Genomic DNA, 21,401 nt, shown 5'->3' with positions numbered 1-21,401 from the left:
CGACCCTCCTCGACCCGTCCTCGAGCCGCGCCGCGGGCCCGCCGACGAGCCGGCGGATCCGCGAGCAGCCGGTCCTCGATCGCCTCGATGACGCGGGCCCCGCGGTCGGCCGGGTCCGGGCGCCGGCCTCCCGGTTTTGCCGAACCGGCAAGAAACGTTGCCTCCTCGCGGGAGGCGGTCGGAGGGTGTCCGCATGACCGAGACGACGAAGAACCCCTCCGGTGTGGACGTGCTGGTCGTCGGCGGCGGAGTCGCCGGCCTGTCGGGGGCCCTGACATTGGTCCGCTCCCGGCGATCGGTGGTGGTCGTGGACTCCGGCGAGCCCCGCAACGCACCCGCCTCGGGGGTGCACGGCTTCCTGTCCCGTGACGGCGTCGCTCCGGGCGAGCTGCTGAGGGCGGGGCGGGAGGAGATCGCCGGGTACGGCGGCCGGGTCGTCGCGGACCGGGTCGTGGCGGTCCGCCGCGACGGCGAGCGGTTCGTCGTGGAGACGGCGGGCGGCGACCGCCACACCGCACGGCGGTTGCTGGTGACCACCGGGCTGGTCGACCGGCTTCCCGAGGTGGACGGAGTGCGCGAGCGGTGGGGCCGGGACGTGCTCCACTGCCCGTACTGCCACGGGTGGGAGGTGCGGAACGAGCCGATCGGGGTGCTGGCCACCGGCCCGGCGGCGGTCCACCAGGCGCTGCTGTTCCGCCAGTTGTCGGCCGAGGTGACCGTGTTCACGCACACCGCCGGCCCGCTGGGCGAGGAGGAGGCGGAGAGGCTGGCCGCTCGCGACATCCGCGTGGTGGACGGGGAGGTCGTCGCCGTGGAGGTCGAGGACGACCGCCTCGCCGGGGTGCGGTTGGCGTCCGGTCGGCGCGTTCCGCTGCGGGCCCTGGCGGTGGCGCCCCGGATGGAGGCCCGCGGCGGTGTGCTCGCGGAGCTCGGCCTGACGGCCGTGGAGCACCCGACGGGCACGGGGAGCCACGTCGAGGCGGACGCCGACGGGCGCACCGGCGTCCCCGGCGTGTGGGTCGCCGGCAACGTCACCGACCCCCTGGCCGGAGTTCCGGCCGCGGTCGCCGCGGGAACGCGGGCCGCGGCGGCGATCAACGCCGACCTCGTCGCCGCCGACACCGACGCCGCCGTGGCCCGCCGGAGGACGGGCCGGATCGCGGACGTCTTCACCCCGGCCGCGGAGGCCGCCACCTGCGAGCGGACCTCGGCGAAGCGCCGCCACGGTCTGGAGGGCCTGCCGGCTCACGGCCGTCCCGGACGGCGGTGACGCGCCGACCCCGGCGGAAGAAGAGCGGGGGAGAGGGCACGGCCGGTCCTCGGGTGACGGGGCGGACGGGCCACGGCGGGCCCGACCGTCGCCGAGGAGTCGGCCAGGGGCTACTCCGATTCGGCGACGATGCGCTCGTTCAACCGTTCGTAGCGCTGCCTGGCCGCCTGGGGGGTGCCGAGCCCGAGACCGAAGGCGATCTCCTGCCAGGTCATGCCGCGACCCCGCGCCATCCGCAGGAGCCCGGCCTCGATCTCGTCCATCTCGCCGCGGGCCCGGGGGACGAGGCTCAGGGCGGCGACGATGTCGGCCTCGTCCACCTCCGGCTCGCCGTCGTCGAGCCGTGCCGCCCCGCTGAGCAGGAACGACACGAGCCTGACGGCCTCGTAGGGCCCGATGGTCGAGGGGTGGACCTGCCGGCGGCGCTGTTCCTCGGTGGCCGCGTGCCGCTCGGCGATGCGGAACAGGGACGCGTACACGCGGTGCGCCCGCGCCCGGTCCGGGCGCGGAGGCGTGAAGGGATCGGGGGACTGCTCGGGAGTCGACGGCATGGCACAACGGTGCGTGACGCACGATCCGATGTCAACATTCCGTTGTAAACGAAATGTTGAAAGGTTCCGGCCGGCCGCTCGGAGGGGAGGCGGTCGAGCGGGGCGCCCGACCTGCTCCTGCCCGTTCCTGCCCGTTTTTCTGCCCGGATGTGTTTACTTCTCGGCAGTGTCTCCGTAACATGACGCCGGACCAACAAGATCGGGCACGGAACGGACTCAAAACCACATGTACGCTGCGGAGCGCCAGCAGGAGATCCTGCGTCTGGCCCGCGAGAGAGGGCGGGTCGACGTCCTGGCCCTGGCCGAGGAGTTCCAGGTCACCGCCGAGACCGTCCGGCGCGACCTGAAGGTCCTCGACCGGGCCGGGCTGGTCCGCCGCGTCCACGGTGGCGCCATCCCCGCCGGCCGGCTCGACTTCGAACCCGACCTCGTGGAGCGCGACGCCGTCGCCGCCGACGAGAAGAACCGCATCGCACGGGCCGCGCTGGCCGAACTCCCCGCCGACGGAAGCGTGATCCTCGACGCCGGCACGACCGTCGCCCGCCTGGCCGCCGAGTTCCCGATGGACTCGGGCCTCACGGTCGTCACCCACGCGCTGCCCGTCGCCGCCCGGCTCGCCGACCACCCCGGCATCGCCCTCCATCTGGTCGGCGGCCGGGTCCGGCACCGCACCCGGGCCGCCGTCGACGACTGGGCCCTGCGCGCCTACCGCGAGATCAACGCCGACGTGCTCTTCCTCGCCACCAACGGCTTCTCCCTCGACGGCGGCCTCACCACCCCCGACCTGGCCGAGGCCGCCGTCAAACGGGCGGCCGTCGCGGCGGCCCGCCGGGTCGTGCTCCTCGCCGACTCCGCCAAGTTCGGGCAGCGGCACTTCGCCCGCTTCGGCGACCTGTCCCGGGTCGACCTGCTCGTCACCGACACCGGGCTCGGCCCCGAGGAGGCCCGCGCCATCGAACGGCAGGGCACGGAGGTGGTGCGCGCGTGATCCTCACCGTCACACCGAACCCGAGCCTGGACCGCACCTACGAACTGCCCGCGCTGGACCGCGGCGCCGTGCTGCGGGCCGCCGCGGACCGGGTCGATCCCGGCGGCAAGGGCGTCAACGTCTCCCGCGCCGTCGCGGCGGCCGGCCGCCGGACGGTCGCCGTCGTCCCGCTCGGCGGCCCCGAGGGAGCGCTGCTCGCCCGGCTGCTGGCCGACCACGGCATCGAGGCGGCGGGCGTGCCCGTGGCCGGCTCGACCCGTGTCAACATCACCCTGGTCGAGCCCGACGGCACCCTCACCAAGGTCAACGCGGCCGGTCCCGAGCTCACCGGGGCCGAGGCCGAGGCGCTGCTGGAGACCGTGCGGTCGCGGTCGGCCGGCGCCGACTGGATCGCCTGCTGCGGCAGCCTCCCGCGCGGGCTGCGGCCCCGCTGGTACGCCGAGCTGGTCCGCCGCGCCCACCGGGCCGGCGCCCGAATCGCCCTGGACACCTCCGGGGCGGCCCTGACCGCGGCCCTGGGGGAGCGGCCGGACGTGGTGAAGCCGAACGCCGCGGAACTCGCCGAAGCCGTGGGGCGGCCCCTGGCCACGGTCGGCGACGCCGTCAAGGCGGCCGAGGAGCTGCGCGAGCGCGGCGCCCGGGCCGTCCTCGCCAGCCTCGGGGCCGACGGCCAGCTCCTGGTCGACGACACCGGAACCCACTTCGGCCGCGCGCCGGTCGCCGCGGTGCGCAGCAACGTCGGCGCGGGCGACGCCTCGCTGGCGGGCTTCCTGACCGCCGGCGGCGCGGGCCCCGCCGCGCTGGCGGCGGCCGTCGCCCACGGGGCCGCGGCCGTGCAGCTGCCCGGCAGCGTCATGCCGACACCGGCCGACCTGGACCCGGCGGCGGTCACCACCACCGCCGACGTCCCCCTGGACCGCGCCCTGACGGAGCCGGTGCCATGAGCCCCCGCCTCCGGCCGCTCCCGCCGGACCGGCGGGTCCCGTCGAGCCCCCACGTCCCCCATCCCTCCGCCCACCGGGCGGTCCGCGAGCAAGGAGCCGCGTGATGAGCGAGTTGATCACCGCGGAACTGGTCGACCTCGACCTGTCCGCCCGGACCAAGGAAGACGCCGTACGGTCGCTCGCCGAGCGGATGGTCGCCGCCGGCCGCGTCACCGACATCGAGGGCTTCCTCGCCGACGTGGCCGCCCGCGAGGCACAGATGCCGACCGGCCTGGAGGGCGGCATCGGCATCCCGCACTGCCGCAGCGAACACGTCACGGAGCCCACGCTGGCCTTCGGTCGCAGCGCCGAGGGCATCGACTTCGGGGCGCCGGACGGCCGCCCCGCCGACCTCGTCTTCCTGATCGCCGCGCCCGCCGGGGCGCACTCCGACCACCTGTCGATCCTGTCGGCCCTGGCCCGCCGGCTGATGGACGAGGGCTTCACCGCCGCGCTCCGGAACGCCGACGACGCGACGGCGACGGCGGCCCTGATACGCGGCGACGAACCGCCGTCCGCCGAGTCCGCCGAGTCCGCCGAGTCCGCCGGGGACGCCTCCGAGGCACCCGTCGGGACCGAGCGGCCCGAGGACGGGGCGGCCGATCCGGCGGCGGACGAGCCGGCGGTGGGCGACGCGCCCTTCCGGATCGTCGCCGTCACCTCCTGCCCCACCGGCATCGCCCACACCTACATGGCCGCCGAGGCCCTGGAGCGGGCCGGGCGGGAAGCCGGCGTCGAGGTGGTCGTCGAGACCCAGGGGTCCGCCGGGTTCACCCGGCTGGACCCGGCGGTGATCGCCGCCGCCGACGGCGTGATCCTCGCGCACGACGTGGAGGTGCGGGAGCGGGCCCGGTTCGCGGGCAAGCCCACCGTCGACGTCGGGGTGAAGGCCGCCGTCAACCGGCCCGCCGAACTGATCGAGCGGGTGCGCGCCAAGGCCGCCCGCGGGGAGACCACGGCCGTCGCCGGCCCGGACGGAACCGACGCCGACGCCCGCGCCGACGCCCGCACCGACACCGCCTCCGGCGAGGGCTTCGGATCGCGGCTGCGTCGCCACCTGATGAGCGGCGTGAGCTACATGGTGCCGTTCGTCGCCGCCGGCGGTCTGCTGATCGCCCTGTCCTTCGCGCTGGGCGGCTACGAGATCGCGAACGCGAAGTCCGTGGCCGAGCACTTCGTGTGGACCGAGACCGAGAGCTGGGCCGCCCTGCTCAACCAGATCGGCGGCGCCGCCTTCGGCTTCCTCGTGCCCGTCCTGGCCGGGTACATCGCCTACGGCATGGCCGACCGTCCCGGCCTCGTCCCCGGCTTCGTCGGCGGCGCCATCGCCGTCACCATCGAGGCCGGCTTCCTCGGCGGCCTCGTCGCCGGCCTCATCGCGGGCGGGGTGGTCACGGCGATCCAGCGGGTGAGGATCCCCGCGACGCTGCGCGGCATCATGCCCGTCCTGGTGATCCCGCTCCTGGGCTCGGCGGCCGTCGGCTTCCTGATGTTCGTGGTGGTCGGCGAGCCGATCGCCGCCCTCCAGAGGGCGCTCACCGACTGGCTGAGCGGCCTGTCCGGCTCCAACGCCGTCGTCCTGGGCGCCGTGCTCGGCCTGATGATGTGCTTCGACCTGGGCGGCCCGCTCAACAAGGTGGCGTACGCCTTCGCCGTCGGCGGCCTCACCGCGCCCAACGACGGCAGCCTCAAGGTGATGGCCGCGGTGATGGCCGCCGGCATGGTGCCCCCGCTGGCGATGGCGCTGGCCACGACGGTGCGCGGCAGGCTGTTCACCAAGACCGAGCGGGAGAACGGCAAGGCGGCCTGGGTGCTGGGCGCCTCGTTCATCACCGAGGGCGCGATCCCGTTCGCCGCGGCCGACCCGCTGCGGGTCATCCCGTCCGCGATGGCGGGCGGCGCGGTCACCGGGGCCCTGTCGATGGCCTTCGGCGCCACGCTCCGCGCCCCGCACGGCGGCGTCTTCGTGGTGCCGCTGATCGGCGGACCGCTGCTCTACCTGGTGGCGATCGCCGCCGGCACGGTCGTCACCGCCACCCTGGTCGTCCTCCTCAAGGGCAGCCGCCGGCAGGCCCCCGCGGGGCAGGCCGCGCCCGCCGAGGCCGAGTCCGCCGACCCCAGGACGCCGGTGGCGGCCTGAGCCGAACACCGTCGTCCCGTCGGCCCCGCCGACCCCCGAGCCACGTCCCCGTCGACACCGGCCGGACGCGCGGACGCCCACCGCCGTGCCCCGAACGTCCGGCCGCCTTCCCCACCACCCCAACGGAGTGTGATCCCCATGCCCCAGCGCACCGTCGTCATAGGCTCCCGCAGCGGACTGCACGCCCGCCCGGCCTCGCTGTTCGTGCAGGCCGCCGCCCGTCAGCCCGTCAAGGTGACCATCGCCCGCGACGGCCGGGCCCCCGTCGACGCCCGGAGCCTGCTCTCCGTGCTCGCCCTGGGCGCCGAGCACGGCGACTCCGTGGTGCTGGCCGCCGAGGGCGACGGCGCCGAGGCCGCGATCGAGGAACTGGCCGGCGTCCTCGCGAGCGACCTGGACGCCGAGGAGCCGCGGTGACGGCCGTGCTGACCGGCATCGGGATCGGCGGCGGCAGCGCCGCCGGACCCGTCGCCCGCATGGCACCACCGCCCGCCCTCCCCGCGCCGCGCGCGATCGCCCCGGACCAGGCGCCCGCCGAGGCGGCAGCGGCCCGCCGCGCCCTGCGGGAGACCGCCGACGACCTGCGGCGACGCGCCGAGGCCGCCGACGGGGCCGCGCGCGACGTGCTCTCCGCGCAGGCGCTGATGGCGGAGGACCCCGCCCTGGGCGACCGGGTCGAGGCGCTGGTGCTGGAGGGCACCGACGGGGCCCACGCGCTCGCCGCCGCCTTCGGGGAGTTCCGCGCCGCGCTCGAAGCGGCGGGCGGCTACTTCGCCGAACGGGTCGCCGACCTGGACGACCTGCGGGACCGCTGCACGGCGCGGCTGCTGGGCCTGCCCATGCCCGGGCTGCCCGACCCCGGACACCCCTACGTCCTGGTCGCCGACGACCTCGCGCCCGCCGACACCGCCCTCCTCGACCCGGAGCGGGTGCTGGCCCTGGTCACCGAGCGCGGCGGCCCCACCAGCCACACCGCCATCCTCGCCAGGACCCTGGGGCTGCCCGCCGTGGTCGGCTGCGACCGCGCCGCCGGCCTGGCCGACGGGCGGCGGGTGCTCGTCGACGGCTCCGCCGGCACCGTCGAGGCCGACCCGAGCCCCGAGGCCGTCGCCGAGGCGGCCCGTCGGGAGGAGCGGCGGCGCGAGCGGGCCGCGCGGGCGCACGGGCCCGGCCGCACGGCCGACGGGCACCCGGTGAAGCTGCTGGTCAACCTCGGGGCGCTGGGCGAGCTGCCGGCCGCGGCGACGACCGACAGCGAGGGCGTGGGCCTGTTCCGCACCGAGTTCCTCTTCCTCGACCGCGCCGAGGCACCCACCGAGGAGGAGCAGACCGCCGCCTACCGGGAGGTCTTCACGGCCTTCGCCGGACGCCGCGTCGTCGTGCGGACCCTGGACGCCGGGGCCGACAAACCGCTGCCGTTCGCGACCGCCGCCGACGAGCAGAACCCGGCCCTGGGCGTCCGCGGACTGCGCACCGCCGCACGGGACCCGCACCTGCTGGAGACCCAGTTGGCCGCCATTGCCGGGGCCGCCGAGGGCAGCGGGGCCGAGGTGTGGGTGATGGCGCCCATGGTGTCGGTGCCGCGCGAGGCGGCGGAGTTCGCCGAGCGGGTCCGCGCCCACGGCCTGCCGGTCGCCGGCTCCATGGTGGAGGTGCCCGCGGCGGCGCTGCGCGCCGGGGCGCTGGCGGACGTGTGCGACTTCCTCAGCGTCGGCACCAACGACCTCGCCCAGTACACCTTCGCCGCCGACCGGACCCTCGGCAGCCTGGCCGACCTGCTGGACCCCTGGCAGCCGGCCCTGCTGGAGCTGGTGCGCGCGGCGGCGCGGGAGGGCGGACGGCGCGGCCGTCCGGTGGGGGTCTGCGGGGAGGCCGCGGCCGACCCCGCGCTGGCCCTGGTCCTGACCGGCCTCGGCGTGACGAGCCTGTCGACCGCTCCCGGCCGCCTGGCCGACGTCCGTGCCGCCCTGGCCGCCCACACCCGTCGGGACTGCCGCCGCCTGGCGGACCTGGCGCTCGCCGCCCCCGACGCGGCGGCGGCCCGCGACGCGGTGCGGCGGGCACTGGGGTGACGGCGCGGCGGCGGGCCGCTCGCGGACCGGGGACCGCCCGGCCGGTGCTCAGGACTCCTCGTCCCGGCCCCGGTCGGCGGAGCCCGGCTCGGCCATCCTCCGGTGGCCGGCGGCCTTGAGGCGGTCGGGGAGCACGGCGTTGGCCAGCCCCTGGGCCCGCGACTTCACCGAGCCCGCCACCTTCTTCTCCTCGCCCTTCATCAGGGCCTCGAAGCCCTGCCGGGCGACCAGCGCCGGGTCGTCCGTGGCCTGCTCGGCCAGCTTGGTGTCCTCCAGGTCGCCCCGGCGGAAGAAGTCGGTGTCGGTCGGTCCGGGCATCAGCGAGGTGACGGTCACCCCGGTGTCCCTCAGCTCGTCCCTCAGCGCCTCGGCGAAGGACTGCAGGAAGGACTTCGAGGCGTTGTACACCGCCTGGTAGGGGCCGGGCATGGTGGACGCGATGGACGAGGTGATCAGCAGCCGGCCCTCGTCGCGGGCGGCCATCTCCCTCAGCAGCCGTTTGGCCAGGTGGACGGTGGAGGTGACGTTGAGGGCGATGAGGTCGAGTTCGTCGGCGAGGTCGGTGTCGACGAACGCGCCGCCCCGGCCGATGCCGGCGTTGAGGGCCGCGGCGTCGACCGGCCGCCCCGTCGTGGTGACGGCCGCCCACAGCCGTTCGACCTCGTCGTGACGGCGCAGGTCGGCACGGACGGGCAGCACCTCGGTCCCGGCGGCGCGCAGCCGCTCGGCGGCGTCCTCCAGCCGGTCGTCCTCGGCGTTGACCAGCAGGTCGAAGCCGTGCTCGGCGAACTGCCGGGCCAGTTCCAGACCGATGCCGCTGGACGCCCCGGTGACCAGGGCCAGCGGCCGGGCGTCGGTGGTGGGATGTTCGCTCATGCCGCCCGGGTACCCCGCACCGGGCCCGTCACCTCGCGAAGGAGCCACGTGGGGCCCGCGACGGGGTCCTTTCGGCGGAGACCGGACCGCGGGCGCGCACGCCGGCCACGCGGATGGCGGGGGAGGAGACAGGCTGACCGCATGTCCGAAAGATCCGACTCCGCCGCTCCGTCGGGCCCGCGCGAGGTCCGGGAGGTCGCGGCCATGACGGCGCTCACCGTGGTGGCGGGCGCGGTCGACGCGATCGGCTTCCTCACCATGGGCCAGGTCTTCACCGCCCTGGCCACCGGCAATCTGGTGTTCCTCTCCTTCGCCCTGGTCGGGGAGGGGCGGGTCCCCGTCGTCCGTCCCGCCGTCGCCCTGATCGGGTTCGTGCTGGGCGCCGCCGCCGCGTCCCTGCCGGCGGCCCGGCTCGTCGCCCGGGGACGCCGCTGGTTCCCCGCCGCGCTCGCCGCCGAGGCCGCCCTGCTCGCCACGGCCGGCGTGGTGGCCCTGGTGCGGCACGGCACCGGCTCGCTCGCGCACGACTCGGACCTGCCGGCCGTCTCCATCGTGGGGTTCGCCATGGGCATGCGCGCGACCTCCACGATGCGCGCGGCCGTCCCGGGGATGCCGACGCTGCTCATCCAGTCCTCGCTGGTGCGACTGGTCGACGACCTCGTCGCCGGGGCGCGCGTCACCTCCGAGGCGCGCTCCGCCCGGCGGCGGTTGGACCGCGTCCGGCTCGCCGCGACGGTCGGCGGGATGTTCACCGGCGGGGTCCTGGGCACGCTCATGGTGCCGTGGGGCACCGGACGCGCCCTGCTCGCCGTCGCCGCGGCGGTCCTGCTCCTCGCGGCGCTGCACGCCCTCCTGTCCCGCTACCGCCCGCCGGTGTCCCCCGGCGCCGCGGGGTAGCGCCCTCTCGGCCGGACCGTGCGCCTCCGATCTCCTTCGGCACCGTTCCCTGCGCCCGCGTCCGACTTCTCGGCGCACCTCTCTAGAAAGCGTTTACCGTCTGTGGTTGGGTTCCCCTCGGTCGTCCACGTCCCCCGACAGGAAGGGTCCTCCATGAGACGCGCCGGTACCGCACTGCCGGCCGCCATCGCCTCGCTCGCCGCTCTCTCCGCCACCCCCGCCCGGGCCGACGCGGACCCCGCACCGGCCGCGAGCACCGGCCGGGGAGCGCAAGCGTGTTCCGGAGAACGTCCGGTGGTCTGCCGCTTCGACGTCGCCCCCGGCACCTACGACGTCACCGTGGTGCTGGGCGGTGGGACCGCGGGCAGCACGGAGATCACCGCCGAGACCCGCAGGACCGTCCTGGCCGAGACCGCCACGGCCCCCGGGGAGCCGGTCCGCCGGAGCTTCACCGTCGACGTGCGCGAACCCGAGGGCGAACCGACCGGCCCCGACGGAAACCCCGGCCTCGACCTGTACTTCGGCGGGTCGGCGCCCCTGCTCCACGGCGTCAAGGTCACCCCGGCCCACCACAGGCCCAAGATCCTCCTCGCCGGCGACTCCACCGTCTGCGACCAGCCCGGCGAGCCCTACGCCGGCTGGGGACAGCAGCTCCCGCGGTTCCTCGAGCGCGGCATCTCGGTCGCCAACCACGCCGACTCCGGAGAGGGGTCGGCCTCCTTCCTGGCCGACCCCGCCCTGTTCCCGGCCCTGTACGAGCGCGTCCGGCGCGGTGACCTCGTGCTCGTCCAGTTCGGTCACAACGACAAGCAGACGACCGCCGAGGACCACCGCGCCAACCTCACACGGCTCGTCCAGCGGGTGCGCGCCAAGGGCGCCCGGCCCGTCCTGGTGACCCCCGTCGTCCGCCGCTGGTTCAACCCCGACGGAACCCTGGACAACGGCACCGCCCTCCACGTCAACGGCCTCGGCGTGGACCTCCCCGCCGAGCAGCGCGCCCTCGCCGCCGAACTCGGCGTCCCCCTGATCGACCTCACCGCCCTCACCCGGCGACTCGTCGAACGGTACGGCCCGGAGGCGTCCAAGGCGCTCTACCTCTACGACGAGAAGCGCGACAACACCCACACCTCCGTCACCGGCGCGACCGAGTTCGCCCGCCTCGTCGCGGACGAACTGCGCGCCCGGGAACTGGTGCCGGGCCGCCTGCTGCGCTGACCCGGCCGTCCGGGACCGGGAACGCGCCGGTGCCCGGGCGGGCCGCGCTGCTGTCGTCCCCCGCGTCATGGACTCCCGATGGAACCGGCTGCTTCCGGTGGCCCTCGCCGCCGCACAGGTGGCGTGGTGGCCGTTCGGCGCGTTACGGCCCGGCACGGGCCCGGTCGGACCGGTGGAGATGGGAACGGGGCTGCCGGCCGGAGCCGCGCCGGAGGAGGCGGCGAACCGGTGAGCGGGCGGAAGGGAGCGGGAGAGGGGACAGGAGGCAACAGGAGGCGGACGCGGACGGGCGTCACCGAGGGTCGCCGGTGCTCCCCTCGCGCCGTCCCGCCGCCCGCACCGCCCAGTTGAGCAGGGCGGCGTTCACCAGGGCGGAGACGGTGACGATCAGCACGTAGCCGAACAGGCCGCCGTCTCCGGGGAGGAAGAGGAAGACCAGGCTCAGGGGCGCGGTGGCGAGCAGGGGGAAGACCGCCGCCATGGAGGCGTCCGGATGGTCGACGAGGACGGTGTCCGCCACCACCCACACCAACAGGGCGCAGCACAGCGCGAGGTAGACGCGCGCCGTCCACGTCCCCGCCACCGCCGTCAGGACGCGCCCGCCGCGCCGTGTGCCGCCCATCCGCCCCTCCGCTCCGCGACCGGTCCCGCCGCCGTGCGCGGCGGCCCGGCACCGTGCCGGACAGGCTACCGCGCACCGGCCCGGCGGAGACCGCGAACGCCGGACCCGCGCGCGGAACAAGGGCGCGGTGCCGGTTCGACCGTTCACCGGCCCGGTTCAGGGGGTGGAGCGACGGCCGTTCGTGTGCCGGTCGTCGACGACCAGGCCGTGGTCCGCGCGGGCTTCGCCGCGATCATCGACGCCGAACCGGACCTGTCGGTGGCCGACGAGGCCGGTGCCGGCGCCTCGGCCGTGGCGCCGGTGGCGGAACTCCGGCCGGACGTGGTGCTGATGGACATCGGCATGCCCGGCATGGACGGGCTGACGGCCACGCGGTCGATCACCGGGGGAGAGGACGGCCCCCGCGTCCCGGTGCTCACCACCTTCGACCGGGACGTCCACGTCTTCGAGGCCCTGCGCGCCGGAGCGTCCGGCTTCCTGCTCAAGGACGCCCGGGCGCCGGCGGTGACCCGCCGTCTCATCGCCGCCTTCGCGCACGGTGCGCCCGGTCGCCCCGAGACCGACGGAGCGCTGGAACGGCTCACCCCGCGCGAACGGGAGGTGTTGTTCCCCATCGCCTGGGGGCGGACCAACGCCGAGATCGGCGAGCGGCTCGGGGTGTCCGTGGGGACGGTCGAGACGCATGTGAACGCGCTGCTCCGCAAGCTGGACCACGGTCGGTGACTCTTCGAAAACCCCTGGCCGAAGCGTTGTCGGCACCGCATGATATTCGTTCTCCGGGGGCGGTGATCAGCGGCCCTGTCGGGGTTTTCACGAGGGGGACGTTCATGGCATTCGCCGACCACCGCTCCACGGTGCGGGAGCAGCCGAACAGCGGCCCGCGCCGGTCGCTGTTCTCGTTCGGGGCGTGGGGACGCAAGTCGCCGGCGCGCCTCGTCACGGACTTCGGGGACCCGGAGCTGGCCCGGCTCCAGGCAGCCGCCCACGCGGGCGACTGGCCCGCGATGCGGGAGCAGTTGGAGGCCGTGACCGACGGGGAGGAACTGGGCCGGCTGGTGTGGCACGTCTCCGAGACCCCGGGCATGGCCGACTGGATGGGCGGCGTGCTGGAGCGGGAGCCGGACGGCACCCTGGCCCTGCTGACGGCCGGCGCGCAGCACATCCACTGGGGGTGGGAGGCCCGCACCGCCGCCCGGGCCTCCCAGGTCTCCCGCGAGCAGTTCCGGATCTTCCACGAGCGGCTGAGGGTGGCCGAGGACCTGCTGTACCGGGTGGCCGAACGCGAACCGGACTGGGTGGCCCCCTGGTTCCTGCTCCAGGTCTCCGGACGCGGCCTCCAGGTCGGACAGGAGATCGCCCGGCGCCGCTTCGAGGCGACCGTGCGGCGCGCCCCCTGGCACCTGGGCGCCCACCGGCAGCAGTTGCAGCAGGTGTGCGCCAAGTGGGGCGGCTCGCACGAGGCGATGCACGGCTTCGCCCGCGAGGCGATGCTGGCGGCCCCCGAGGGCACCGCGCTGGGCGAACTGGTGGCCCTCGCCCACCTGGAGCACTGGCTGGACCTGGAGGCGGGCGAGGACGAGACGTACATCCGCCGCCCCGACGTGCGGGCCGAACTGCACGAGGCCGCCGACCGTTCCATCCGCCACCCCGACTTCGACCCCGGGCGCCGGCACGAATGGATCTCCGTGCACAACACCTTCGCGATGGCCTTCTCGCTGGCCGGCGAACGCAAGGCGGCGGCGGCCTCGTTCGCGGCGGTCGACGGACAGGTCACCGAGTTCCCCTGGTGCTACCTCGGCGCGGACCCGGTCGCCGCGTTCCGCAAGCGGCGCTCGGCCGCCGGCCGTTGATCCCGCCGACCCCCCAGCCGTTCACGGAAACCCTCCACGCGTCCACGGAAGAAAGCCCGACCCGGTGTCCCAGTCCCACACAGCCCACACCTTCCAGGTCGACCTGCGCGGCCTGGTCGACCTGCTCTCCCACCACCTCTACTCCAGCCCGCGGGTCTACCTGCGCGAACTGCTCCAGAACGCGGTGGACGCCATCACCGCGCGGCAGGCGCTGGACCCGAGCGCCCCGGCCCGCATCACCGTGGAGGCCGGCGGCGACACGCTCGCCGTGACCGACACCGGCGTCGGACTCACCGAGAAGGACGTCCACTCCTTCCTGGCGACGATCGGCCGCAGCTCCAAGCGCTCCGCCGACGGCGGCCTCGACGGCATCGCCATCGCCTCCGCGCGCTCCGAGTTCATCGGCCAGTTCGGCATCGGACTGCTCGCCTGCTTCGTGGTGGCCGACGAGATCACCGTCGTCAGCCGCTCGGCCGCCACCCCCGACGCGCCGGTCGTCGAGTGGTGCGGACGGGCCGACGGCAGCTACACCATCCGCACCCTGCCCCCGCGGGCCAAGCCCGAGCCGGGGACGACCGTGCGGCTCACCCCGCGGGCGGACGGCACCGAGTGGACGAGCCACGACCGGGTCGTCGAACTGGCCCGCCACTACGGCAGCCTGCTGCGGCACGAGGTCACCGTGGTCGACGCGCGCGGCACGGCCACCCGCGTCGACCGGACCCCGCCGTGGGAACAGCGGTACGCCTCGCCGCTCGCCCGCCGCGAGGCGCTGGTCGAACACTGCCGGTCCACCTTCGGCTTCACCCCGCTGGACACCATCGACCTGGACCTGCCGGTCGTCGGCCTGCGCGGCGTCGCGTACGTGCTGCCGACCGCGGTCAGCCCCTCGCAGCGCGCCGGCCACCGCGTGCACCTCAAGGGCATGCTGGTCTCCGACCAGGCCACCGAACTCCTGCCGGACTGGGCGTTCTTCGTCCGCTGCGTGGTCGACACCACCGGCCTGCGGCCGACCGCCTCCCGGGAGGCGCTGTACGAGGACGAGACGCTCGACGCCGTCCGCGACGCCCTCGGCGCCCGGCTGCGCGACTGGCTCACCGGCCTGGCCGCCGGCGACCCGACCCTCCTGCACCGCTTCGTCGACGTTCACCACCTGGCCGTCAAGGCGCTGGCCCGCTACGACGACGCCCTGCTGCGGATGCTGCTGCCGTGGCTGCCGTTCGAGACGACCGACGGCAACGTCACGCTGGAGGAGTTCGCCCGCAGCCACCCCACGATCCTGGTCACCCGCAGCGTGGAGGAGTTCCGGCAGGTCGCGTCGATCGCCGCGGCGGCCGGGCTCGGGGTCGTCAACGGCGGCTACACCTACGACCGGGACCTGGTGCACCGGCTGCCGGAGATACGGCCCGGCATCTCGGTCGACGACCTGGACCCGGCCGCCGTCACCGCCCACCTGGACGCGGTGGACCCCACCGCCGAACTGGCCGCCGCGGCCTTCCTGACCGTCGCCCGCGAGGTGATCGGCGCCCAGGACTGCGACGTGGTGCTGCGCAGCTTCCAGCCGGTGACCGCCCCCGCCCTCCTCCTGGACAACCGGGAGGCCCGCCACGAGCGCACCCGGTCTGAACTGGCCGGTGCCGCCGACGGGTTGTGGGCCGACATCCTCGGCTCGCTGCGGACCGAGGCCCCCCGCGCCCAACTGGTGCTCAACCACCTCAACCCGCTGGTCCGCCGCGCGGTGACGATCACCGAACGCGGACTGGCCGGCGTCACCGCCGAGGCGCTGTACGGGCAGGCGCTGCTGCTCAGCCGCCGCCCGCTGCGCGCCGCCGAGAGCGCCCTCCTCAACCGCGCCTTCCTCGGCCTGCTCGACCACGCCATGCACGAACACGACGACCCGGCCACCCGGAAGGAGCCGTGATGCTGGACACCCCGGAGGCCGTGCTCGACGCACTGCGGGAGAACCACGAACGCCCCTACGGACTGCCCAGGACCGTGACCGCCGAGGAACTGGTGGCCGCGGCCGAGCAGTTCGAGGAACCCGACATGCTCGTCACCGCCCTGCTGGAGCTGCTGGAGGCGTACGAGTACACCGGCGAGCACCGCAAGTCGCCGGTGGTCTTCGCCCGGCTGCTCCAGCTGTACGACAGCCGGCCGAAGGCGTTCAACGACTGGGAGGTCCACCGGCTCCACTGGTGCTTCAAGTGGGTGACGACCTCGCTGATCGAGGTGCCGGACGTGCCGCTGGCCACCATCGGGCAGTGGATCGACCGGATGCGCGAACGCTACCGGGAGGCCGGCCACGGCATGCAGCCGGTGGCGGCGATGGCCCACCGCCTCGCGATGCACACCGGCGACGGCCTGGCGGCGGCCTACGACCTGTGGGTGACCCGCCCCCGGGACGAACTCAGCGACTGCGAGGCGTGCGAGATACGGCACCGGGCGCTGCACCACGTCGTCCTGGGCGACGACGAGGAGGCCCTGAAGACCTGGGCGCCGCTCTTCGCCGGCATGGTGAGCTGCCAGGAGGAGCCGTACGTCAGCCACGCCTTCGCGCTGCTGCCGCTGCTGCGCACCGGCCGCCTCGACGAGGCCCGCTCGCACCACCTGGCCGGATACCGCTACGCGCGCGGCAAGACCGGGATGGCCGAGGAGGTCGGCCTGCACCTGGAGTTCTGCGCGCTGACCCGCAACGAGGGCCGCGGGCTGGAGATCCTCGCCGAGAACCGGGAGCTGTTCGGCGTCACCGGTGCCCCCAAGGCACGGCTGGCCTTCCTCACCGGCGTCCAGGTGCTGCTCGACCGCCTCGTCGAGGAGGGGTACGCCGAGACTCCCGTCGCCGGGCCGTCCGGGCGGCAGTGGACGGCACGGACGCTGCTCGCCCACGTCGACGGCGAGGCGGAGGAGTTGGCCGCCGCCTTCGACCGGCGCAACGGCACCCCGACGGTCGGCGACCGCCGCCGCGCGCGTCTGGCACAGCGCCCGCTGACGGACGAACCCCTCCCGCTGGGCCTGCGCGTCACACCGCTGACCGGCCCGAGGGCCGAGCGGGCCACGCCGGCCGTCCCCGCCGCCGAGCACCGGGTGACCGTTCCGGAGGACTTCGCGGAACTGGTCGCCGAGGCTCGGCGGATGGCGGCCGACGGCCACCCCGGCGACGCACCGCTGTGGGAGCGGATCGCCGAGCGCGTCGCCGCCGAGGGGTACGTCCACGACCCGGCGCTCGGCGATCCGGACCATCTCCTGGCGGAACTGGCCGAACAGCGTGCCTTCGCCGCCTACGAGGCCGACCGGCCCGCCGACGGCCGGGCGGGGATGGCCGAGGCGGCCGAGCTGTACGACCGGGCCGGCCTGCCCTGGCACGCCCTTGCGGCTCGGGCCCGCGCGGCGTGCCGAGCCGTGGAGAGGGGCATGGGGAAGACCGCGGGGGAAGCCGCGGAGAAGGGGAACGCGGAGCCGGAGGGCACCCCGGACGGGACGTCCGAAATGTGGCGGGAACTCGACTCCCTGCTGGAGCGGGCCGAGTCGATGCTCCCCGACGGCGAGCGGGAGCCGGACGCGGAGTTCCGGCCCGACAGGTACCTCGTCGTGGTCCACTGCCGGGCCTTCGCCGCGCACGCCGAACTGGTGGAGACGCTGCCGGACGCCGCCCCGGAGGTCGTGGAGCGCTTCGAGCGGGCGGTGGCGGCCCTCCACGCGGCGGCCGAGCGGTGGAAGGTCCCCCACCAGACCGCCGCCGCCCACCTGTACACCGCCGACGTCGCCGCCCGCACCGGGCGGCTGGAGGAGGCCGTCGAACGGCAGCGTCGCTCCCGGGAGATCCTGGAGGAGATCGGCACCCCGTGGCGGGCCACCCGCGGCATGCTGCTGCTCGGTCAGATCCTGATGCGGACCGGGCGGGCCGAAGAGGCCGTGGAGGTCTTCCGACAGGCCATGGCGCAGGCCGCGCGGTACGGCGACCGGGCGTTCCCGGTCACCTCCGTCCACGCGATGCTCGGCCACGCCTGCAAGCACGCCGGCGAACTCTCCGGCGCCGTCCGCCACCTGTCCGAGGCCGCCGCCCGGCTCGACCGGGAGGGCGACCACGACGGCGCCGCCGAGTGCCGACTGGAACTCGCCGAGGCCCTGACCCTGTCCGGACAGGCGCAGGACGCCGTCGCCGTGCTGGAGTCCGTGGTCCGCGAGGGCGCGGGGGACGCCGGAGGCCCGCTGGACGAGCGGCTGTCGGCCCAGGTCCGGCTCACCCTCGCCCGCGGCCTGATGGACCTGGAGGAGTACCGCGCGGCGGCGGAGGAGTTCCTGCGCCTGGCCGACACGGTGGCCGGCTGGGAGGAGCAGGTCACCCACACCATGGTGGCCGCCCAGGCCGCGGTGGCGCTGGCCCACGCCGACCGTCCGGAGGCCGCCGGGACCGCCCGGGAACGCGCCCTGGCCTCGCACGCGAAGGCACCGAACCCGGCCCCGGTCGTGGACATGCTGCGGGACTTCGCCGACCTCGCCACACGCGGGGAGGACGGCGGGATCGACGAGGCCCTCGACCACCTGGCCACCGCCGACCGGCTGCTGGCCGAGATCGCCGCGGACGCGGAGTGGGAGGGCTTCCCCCACTGGTACCACGCCGGGCAGAACCACCGCTGCCGCGCCCGCTGCCTGGCCCGCGCCGAGCGCTTCGAGGAGGCGCTGGCCGAGGCGGAACGAGCGGACGCGCGCTTCGTCGAGGGCGGTCCGGACGGGGAGGTGGAGCGGGCGGAGACGGCACGGCTCGCCGCGCTGATCGAGGGCAACGGACTGAACCGGCCGCGGGCCGCCGTGTCCCGGCTGGACGCGGCGATCCACCGCTGCGGGGAGTCCGGTCTCGACGAGGCCGTCAGGATCCTGAACGCCCTGCGCGAGGATCTGGCCTCCCGCTGAGCCCGCCTTCCGGCGTCGACCGGGTCGGGGCGCACGGTGTGCCGTGCGCCCCGACCCGGCGCTCGGGCCCGCGCCGGGCTCAGCGCTCGGGTCGGCGGCCGAAGTGGACGGTCCTCGCGGCCAGCAGGAAGAGGTCCGGGCGCCGGTCGACTCCCGCCGGGTCGTCCGGGTCGAGCAGCCGGTCCAGCGTCGCCTTGTCCTCGGCGTCCAGGAAGTCGGCGAGGACTTCGCGGTACCGCTCCAGCATCTGCCGCACGGACCGTCGCGGCCCCTCGGCCAGGGGCGCGGGACGGTCCACCAGGAAGGTCCTGCTGTACACGTCGGTGAGCCCCGCGGCCTCCAGCATGCCGGGCCAGTGTTCGACCACCGCCACCGATCCGGGCAGTTCGGCCCGCATCCGGGCGAACGACTCCTCCAGCGCCACGTCCAGCCGGGCCTGCAACCCGGGACGGCCGAAGCCCAGGTCGCGCGGCAGCCGGCGGGCGGGCAGACCGCCCTCCACGACGGCCAGCACGCCGCCGGGTTCGAGCAGCCCGGCCAGCCGGTCCAGTGCCGCCTGCTGGTCGCCGACGTGGTGCACGACCTGCCCCGCCCACACCAGGTCCGCGGGCTCCAGGTCGGCGAGCCCCTCCGGGAGGTCGACCACCCGGGTCTCCAGCCGGACGCCGAGCCGCGCGGCCCGCTCCCGGGCGCGGGCCAGCAGTTCCGGCGTTCCGTCCACGGCGGTGACCTCGGCCCGCGGGAAGGCGGCCGCCAGCCGGCAGGCCGTGACGCCCGGTCCGCTGCCGACGTCCAGGATCCGCCGCGGGGTCGGGTGCGCCAGTTCCTCGATGGCCTGCCGTACGCAGGGTTCGTGCGTCTCGCCGTCGAGTTCCAGCATGTCGGCCATCGCGGCCCAGTCGAAGTGGTGCATCGCGTTCCGTCCCATCGTCGTCCCCTCGTCGTCCCGTGTGCCGTTCCGTGCGCGGTCCACGGGCCGGCCGCGGTCGGGCACCTCGTGACGCCGACCATGCGCCCGGACGGAGCGATCCGGCAAACATTGTTGCCACCTTCGCAACAAGGGGCGCCCGCCGTCTCCCGCCCGCGTCCGGCTGTGCGGCGCCCCGGGCGGACGATCACCTCGGTCCCCGGCGGAACGAGGTGTTCCCCCGCCGGGCGCGGACCAGGATCCCCACCGTGGACGGAATCGGAGGTACGGCGCTCATGACCTTGGCCGGAGTCCTGCTGGGCACGGCGGGCACGCTCACGGGCCAGTACATGACCACCCGGGTGGAACTGCGGCGGGACCGGCGGCAGCGGGAGGAGGCCGAGCACGCGGAACGCAAGGAGGCCGTCATGGGCTTCCTGGCCGCCGCACAGCGGGTCGAACTCGCCCTGGACCGCCGGGACCTCGGCTTCCCCGACGGCGACGACGGCGGGGCCGCGGCGGGCGACGAGAGGCTCCACGACCTGTGGTTGGCCAAGAAGACGGTGGAACTGGTCTGCTCGCACGAGACGGCCCAGGCGGCCCACGACTACACCCTCGCCCTGCACCGGCTCGTACGGGACGAATCCGCGGACGCGGGCACGCTCGGCAAGCGCGAACGACGCCACGCCTTCATGGAAGCGGCCCGGCGCGAACTCGGAGCGGACCGGCCGGCCCTCCGGCGGCGGTGACGGAAGGCGCCCGCCGACCGGCGCGCGTCCGGACCGGAGCGACGGACCGGACGGCGCCTGGGCCGGCAAGCGGCGCCGAACCGTCCGGTAACCCCGAGTGACCTGCGCAAACAGCCCGGCGAACGGCGCCAGGGCATCACCCGATCGGACCTGTCGGCCGCGAGATCGGCGGCCGGTGCGCGCAGGGTGGAGGCATGTGGTCCCCACGCATGGCACTGGGCGCCGCCCTCCTGCCTCTCACCCTGCTGGTGATACGGGACGTTCCCGCCTCGCCGCCGGGGCCGCCGGAGTCGGAGGCGACCGACTCCGCGCCCCCGCCGAGCGCGCCGCGGCCCGCGATCGTCAGCCGGGCGGACTGGCACGCGGACGAGAGCATGGTCCGGGAACGCGCCAGGTACACGGGCCCGGCGAGCGCCGTCTTCGTCCACCACACCGGCCACCCCAACGGCTACGACTGCGACGACGTCCCGGCGATGCTGCGGGCGTTGGAGGTGGAGCACGTCAAGGGCGAGGGGTGGGACGACATCGGCTACAACTTCGTCGTGGACCGCTGCGGCACCATCTACGAGGGCCGGGCGGGCGGCATCGAGCGCCCCGTGTACGGGGCGCACACCAAGGGGTTCAACCGCAACAGCGTCGGTGTGGCCGCGCTGGGCACCTACGGCGAGGGACAGGAGGTGCCGCGAGCCGTCGTCGACGCGATAGCCAGGGTCGCGGCGTGGAAACTCCGCCCCGGGGTCGACCCGCGCGGCACGGTGCGCCTGGTCTCGACGAACGACGAGAGCCGTTACGACGAGGGCGAGGCGGCGACGTTCCGCGTGATCTCCGGCCACCGCGACAGCCACCAGACCGACTGTCCCGGACAGGCGCTGTACGACCTCCTGCCCGCGATCCGTGAGGAGACGGCCCGCCTGCGCCGGCCCTGACGGTCCGCGCCCGGCGGACGTCAGGCGCCGGGCGCGGCACCCGGGAGCCGGTCGCGGTCGACTCCCGGCGCAGGCGCGCGGCGTTCTCCGCCACGGCGGCGCACCGCCAGGGCTCCTCCGCGACGATCCGCAGGGATTCCAGCGCGGCCGCGGTGTCGGCGGGCCCGGCGCTCGCGGAGAACACCAGGCCACGGGCGTTGTGCCGCAGGAACTCGACGACCTCCGCGTCCCCCAGGACGGCGCCGCCGGTCGAGCCGAGGGCCTGGGAGAAGGTGAGCGTGACCAGCGGTACGTCGTCGGTCAGGCCGAAGTGGGAGCAGATGCCGCGGCCTTCGTCTGAGGAGCCGGGAGCCGGTGCACCCGGCTCCGTAGCGGCGCGCGGCCCGTGCCGCCGCGGCGGTCACCCGGGGGTCGGTGCTCAGCCCCAGGTAGTCGTTGGAGCCGAAC

The 21,401-nt window shown here is 75.4% G+C and carries 19 protein-coding genes and 1 pseudogene; 15 read left to right on the top strand and 5 right to left on the bottom strand.

Annotated elements, in window-relative coordinates:
- Positions 1-193 precede the first annotated feature (193 nt).
- The gene (locus tag ABD335_RS16760) at positions 194-1,270 is read left to right on the top strand and encodes an NAD(P)/FAD-dependent oxidoreductase (RefSeq protein WP_344323650.1); all 1,077 of its coding nucleotides are present in this window, start codon (positions 194-196) and stop codon (positions 1,268-1,270) included.
- Between the two features lie 110 nt (positions 1,271-1,380).
- On the opposite strand, the gene ABD335_RS16755 is transcribed toward ABD335_RS16760, so the two are convergent.
- A complete protein-coding gene (locus ABD335_RS16755) occupies positions 1,381-1,821 on the bottom strand; it encodes a DNA-binding protein (protein ID WP_344323648.1) in 441 nt (146 codons plus the stop codon).
- A gap of 226 nt (positions 1,822-2,047) precedes the next feature.
- Here ABD335_RS16755 and ABD335_RS16750 point away from each other — a divergent pair, with 226 nt between their 5' ends.
- The 5 genes from ABD335_RS16750 (at position 2,048) to ptsP (ending at position 8,004) form a co-directional block, all read left to right on the top strand.
- The gene (locus ABD335_RS16750) at positions 2,048-2,809 is read left to right on the top strand and encodes a DeoR/GlpR family DNA-binding transcription regulator (protein WP_344323646.1); all 762 of its coding nucleotides are present in this window, start codon (positions 2,048-2,050) and stop codon (positions 2,807-2,809) included.
- Entirely contained in the window at positions 2,806-3,753 is a 948-nt protein-coding gene (pfkB, locus tag ABD335_RS16745) for a 1-phosphofructokinase (RefSeq protein WP_344323644.1), read from the top strand. Before ABD335_RS16750 ends, pfkB begins: the two co-directional genes overlap by 4 nt.
- A 103-nt stretch (positions 3,754-3,856) precedes the next feature.
- On the top strand, positions 3,857-5,932 hold the full coding sequence (locus ABD335_RS16740; protein ID WP_344323641.1) for a PTS fructose transporter subunit IIABC: 2,076 nt from the start codon (positions 3,857-3,859) through the stop codon (positions 5,930-5,932).
- A 138-nt stretch (positions 5,933-6,070) separates the two neighbouring features.
- Positions 6,071-6,349, top strand: coding sequence for an HPr family phosphocarrier protein (locus ABD335_RS16735; protein WP_344323639.1), 279 nt, complete (start codon positions 6,071-6,073; stop codon positions 6,347-6,349).
- Positions 6,346-8,004 carry a phosphoenolpyruvate--protein phosphotransferase gene (ptsP, locus tag ABD335_RS16730; protein WP_344323637.1) on the top strand — a complete coding sequence of 553 codons (1,659 nt, stop codon included), beginning with the start codon at positions 6,346-6,348 and terminating at the stop codon, positions 8,002-8,004. The genes ABD335_RS16735 and ptsP overlap by 4 nt, the downstream gene beginning before the upstream one ends.
- Before the next feature lie 48 nt (positions 8,005-8,052).
- Here ptsP and ABD335_RS16725 read toward each other — a convergent pair whose 3' ends face one another.
- Positions 8,053-8,880, bottom strand: coding sequence for an SDR family NAD(P)-dependent oxidoreductase (locus tag ABD335_RS16725; RefSeq protein WP_344323635.1), 828 nt, complete (start codon positions 8,878-8,880; stop codon positions 8,053-8,055).
- 141 nt (positions 8,881-9,021) lie between these two features.
- On the opposite strand from ABD335_RS16725, the gene ABD335_RS16720 reads away from it, so the two are divergent.
- From ABD335_RS16720 to ABD335_RS16710, 3 genes are all read left to right on the top strand, one after another.
- Complete coding sequence (locus ABD335_RS16720) at positions 9,022-9,777, top strand: YoaK family protein (protein WP_344323633.1); 756 nt, start codon at positions 9,022-9,024, stop codon at positions 9,775-9,777.
- Between the two features lie 153 nt (positions 9,778-9,930).
- A complete protein-coding gene (locus tag ABD335_RS16715) occupies positions 9,931-10,992 on the top strand; it encodes a rhamnogalacturonan acetylesterase (protein ID WP_344323630.1) in 1,062 nt (353 codons plus the stop codon).
- 67 nt (positions 10,993-11,059) lie between these two features.
- Positions 11,060-11,224: a hypothetical protein gene (locus tag ABD335_RS16710; RefSeq protein WP_344323628.1), complete on the top strand. Its 165-nt coding sequence runs from the start codon at positions 11,060-11,062 to the stop codon at positions 11,222-11,224.
- 60 nt (positions 11,225-11,284) lie between these two features.
- On the opposite strand, the gene ABD335_RS16705 is transcribed toward ABD335_RS16710, so the two are convergent.
- Positions 11,285-11,614, bottom strand: a complete 330-nt coding sequence (locus ABD335_RS16705; RefSeq protein WP_344323626.1) for an SCO4225 family membrane protein — start codon at positions 11,612-11,614, stop codon at positions 11,285-11,287.
- A gap of 183 nt (positions 11,615-11,797) precedes the next feature.
- Between ABD335_RS16705 and ABD335_RS16700 the strand changes: the two genes are divergently transcribed.
- The 4 genes from ABD335_RS16700 (at position 11,798) to ABD335_RS16685 (ending at position 18,372) form a co-directional block, all read left to right on the top strand.
- Entirely contained in the window at positions 11,798-12,337 is a 540-nt protein-coding gene (locus ABD335_RS16700) for a response regulator (protein ID WP_344323624.1), read from the top strand.
- A 104-nt stretch (positions 12,338-12,441) separates the two neighbouring features.
- On the top strand, positions 12,442-13,464 hold the full coding sequence (locus tag ABD335_RS16695) for a hypothetical protein (protein ID WP_344323622.1): 1,023 nt from the start codon (positions 12,442-12,444) through the stop codon (positions 13,462-13,464).
- Positions 13,465-13,528: 64 nt separating this feature from the next.
- On the top strand, positions 13,529-15,382 hold the full coding sequence (locus ABD335_RS16690) for an HSP90 family protein (RefSeq protein ID WP_344323620.1): 1,854 nt from the start codon (positions 13,529-13,531) through the stop codon (positions 15,380-15,382).
- Entirely contained in the window at positions 15,382-18,372 is a 2,991-nt protein-coding gene (locus ABD335_RS16685; RefSeq protein WP_344323617.1) for a hypothetical protein, read from the top strand. The genes ABD335_RS16690 and ABD335_RS16685 overlap by 1 nt, the downstream gene beginning before the upstream one ends.
- Positions 18,373-18,451: 79 nt before the next feature.
- Here ABD335_RS16685 and ABD335_RS16680 read toward each other — a convergent pair whose 3' ends face one another.
- Positions 18,452-19,300 (bottom strand): class I SAM-dependent methyltransferase, encoded by an 849-nt coding sequence (locus ABD335_RS16680; protein WP_344323615.1) that lies wholly within the window; start codon positions 19,298-19,300, stop codon positions 18,452-18,454.
- Positions 19,301-19,575: 275 nt separating this feature from the next.
- On the opposite strand from ABD335_RS16680, the gene ABD335_RS16675 reads away from it, so the two are divergent.
- Both ABD335_RS16675 and ABD335_RS16670 read left to right on the top strand, forming a co-directional pair.
- Positions 19,576-20,028, top strand: coding sequence for a hypothetical protein (locus tag ABD335_RS16675; protein ID WP_344323613.1), 453 nt, complete (start codon positions 19,576-19,578; stop codon positions 20,026-20,028).
- 194 nt (positions 20,029-20,222) lie between these two features.
- The gene (locus ABD335_RS16670; RefSeq protein WP_344323611.1) at positions 20,223-20,954 is read left to right on the top strand and encodes a peptidoglycan recognition protein family protein; all 732 of its coding nucleotides are present in this window, start codon (positions 20,223-20,225) and stop codon (positions 20,952-20,954) included.
- A 70-nt stretch (positions 20,955-21,024) separates the two neighbouring features.
- On the opposite strand, the pseudogene ABD335_RS30820 reads toward ABD335_RS16670, so the two are convergent.
- Positions 21,025-21,258, bottom strand: a pseudogene (locus ABD335_RS30820) (aminotransferase class I/II-fold pyridoxal phosphate-dependent enzyme); the annotation flags it as partial.
- Between the last annotated feature and the right edge of the window lie 143 nt (positions 21,259-21,401).

Origin of the sequence: Streptomyces macrosporus (genome assembly GCF_039533145.1) — a bacterium.
Classification (GTDB): domain Bacteria; phylum Actinomycetota; class Actinomycetes; order Streptomycetales; family Streptomycetaceae; genus Streptomyces; species Streptomyces macrosporus.
Note: the sequence above shows the minus strand (reverse complement) of the source record. Positions and strands in the feature narration are given on the sequence as shown.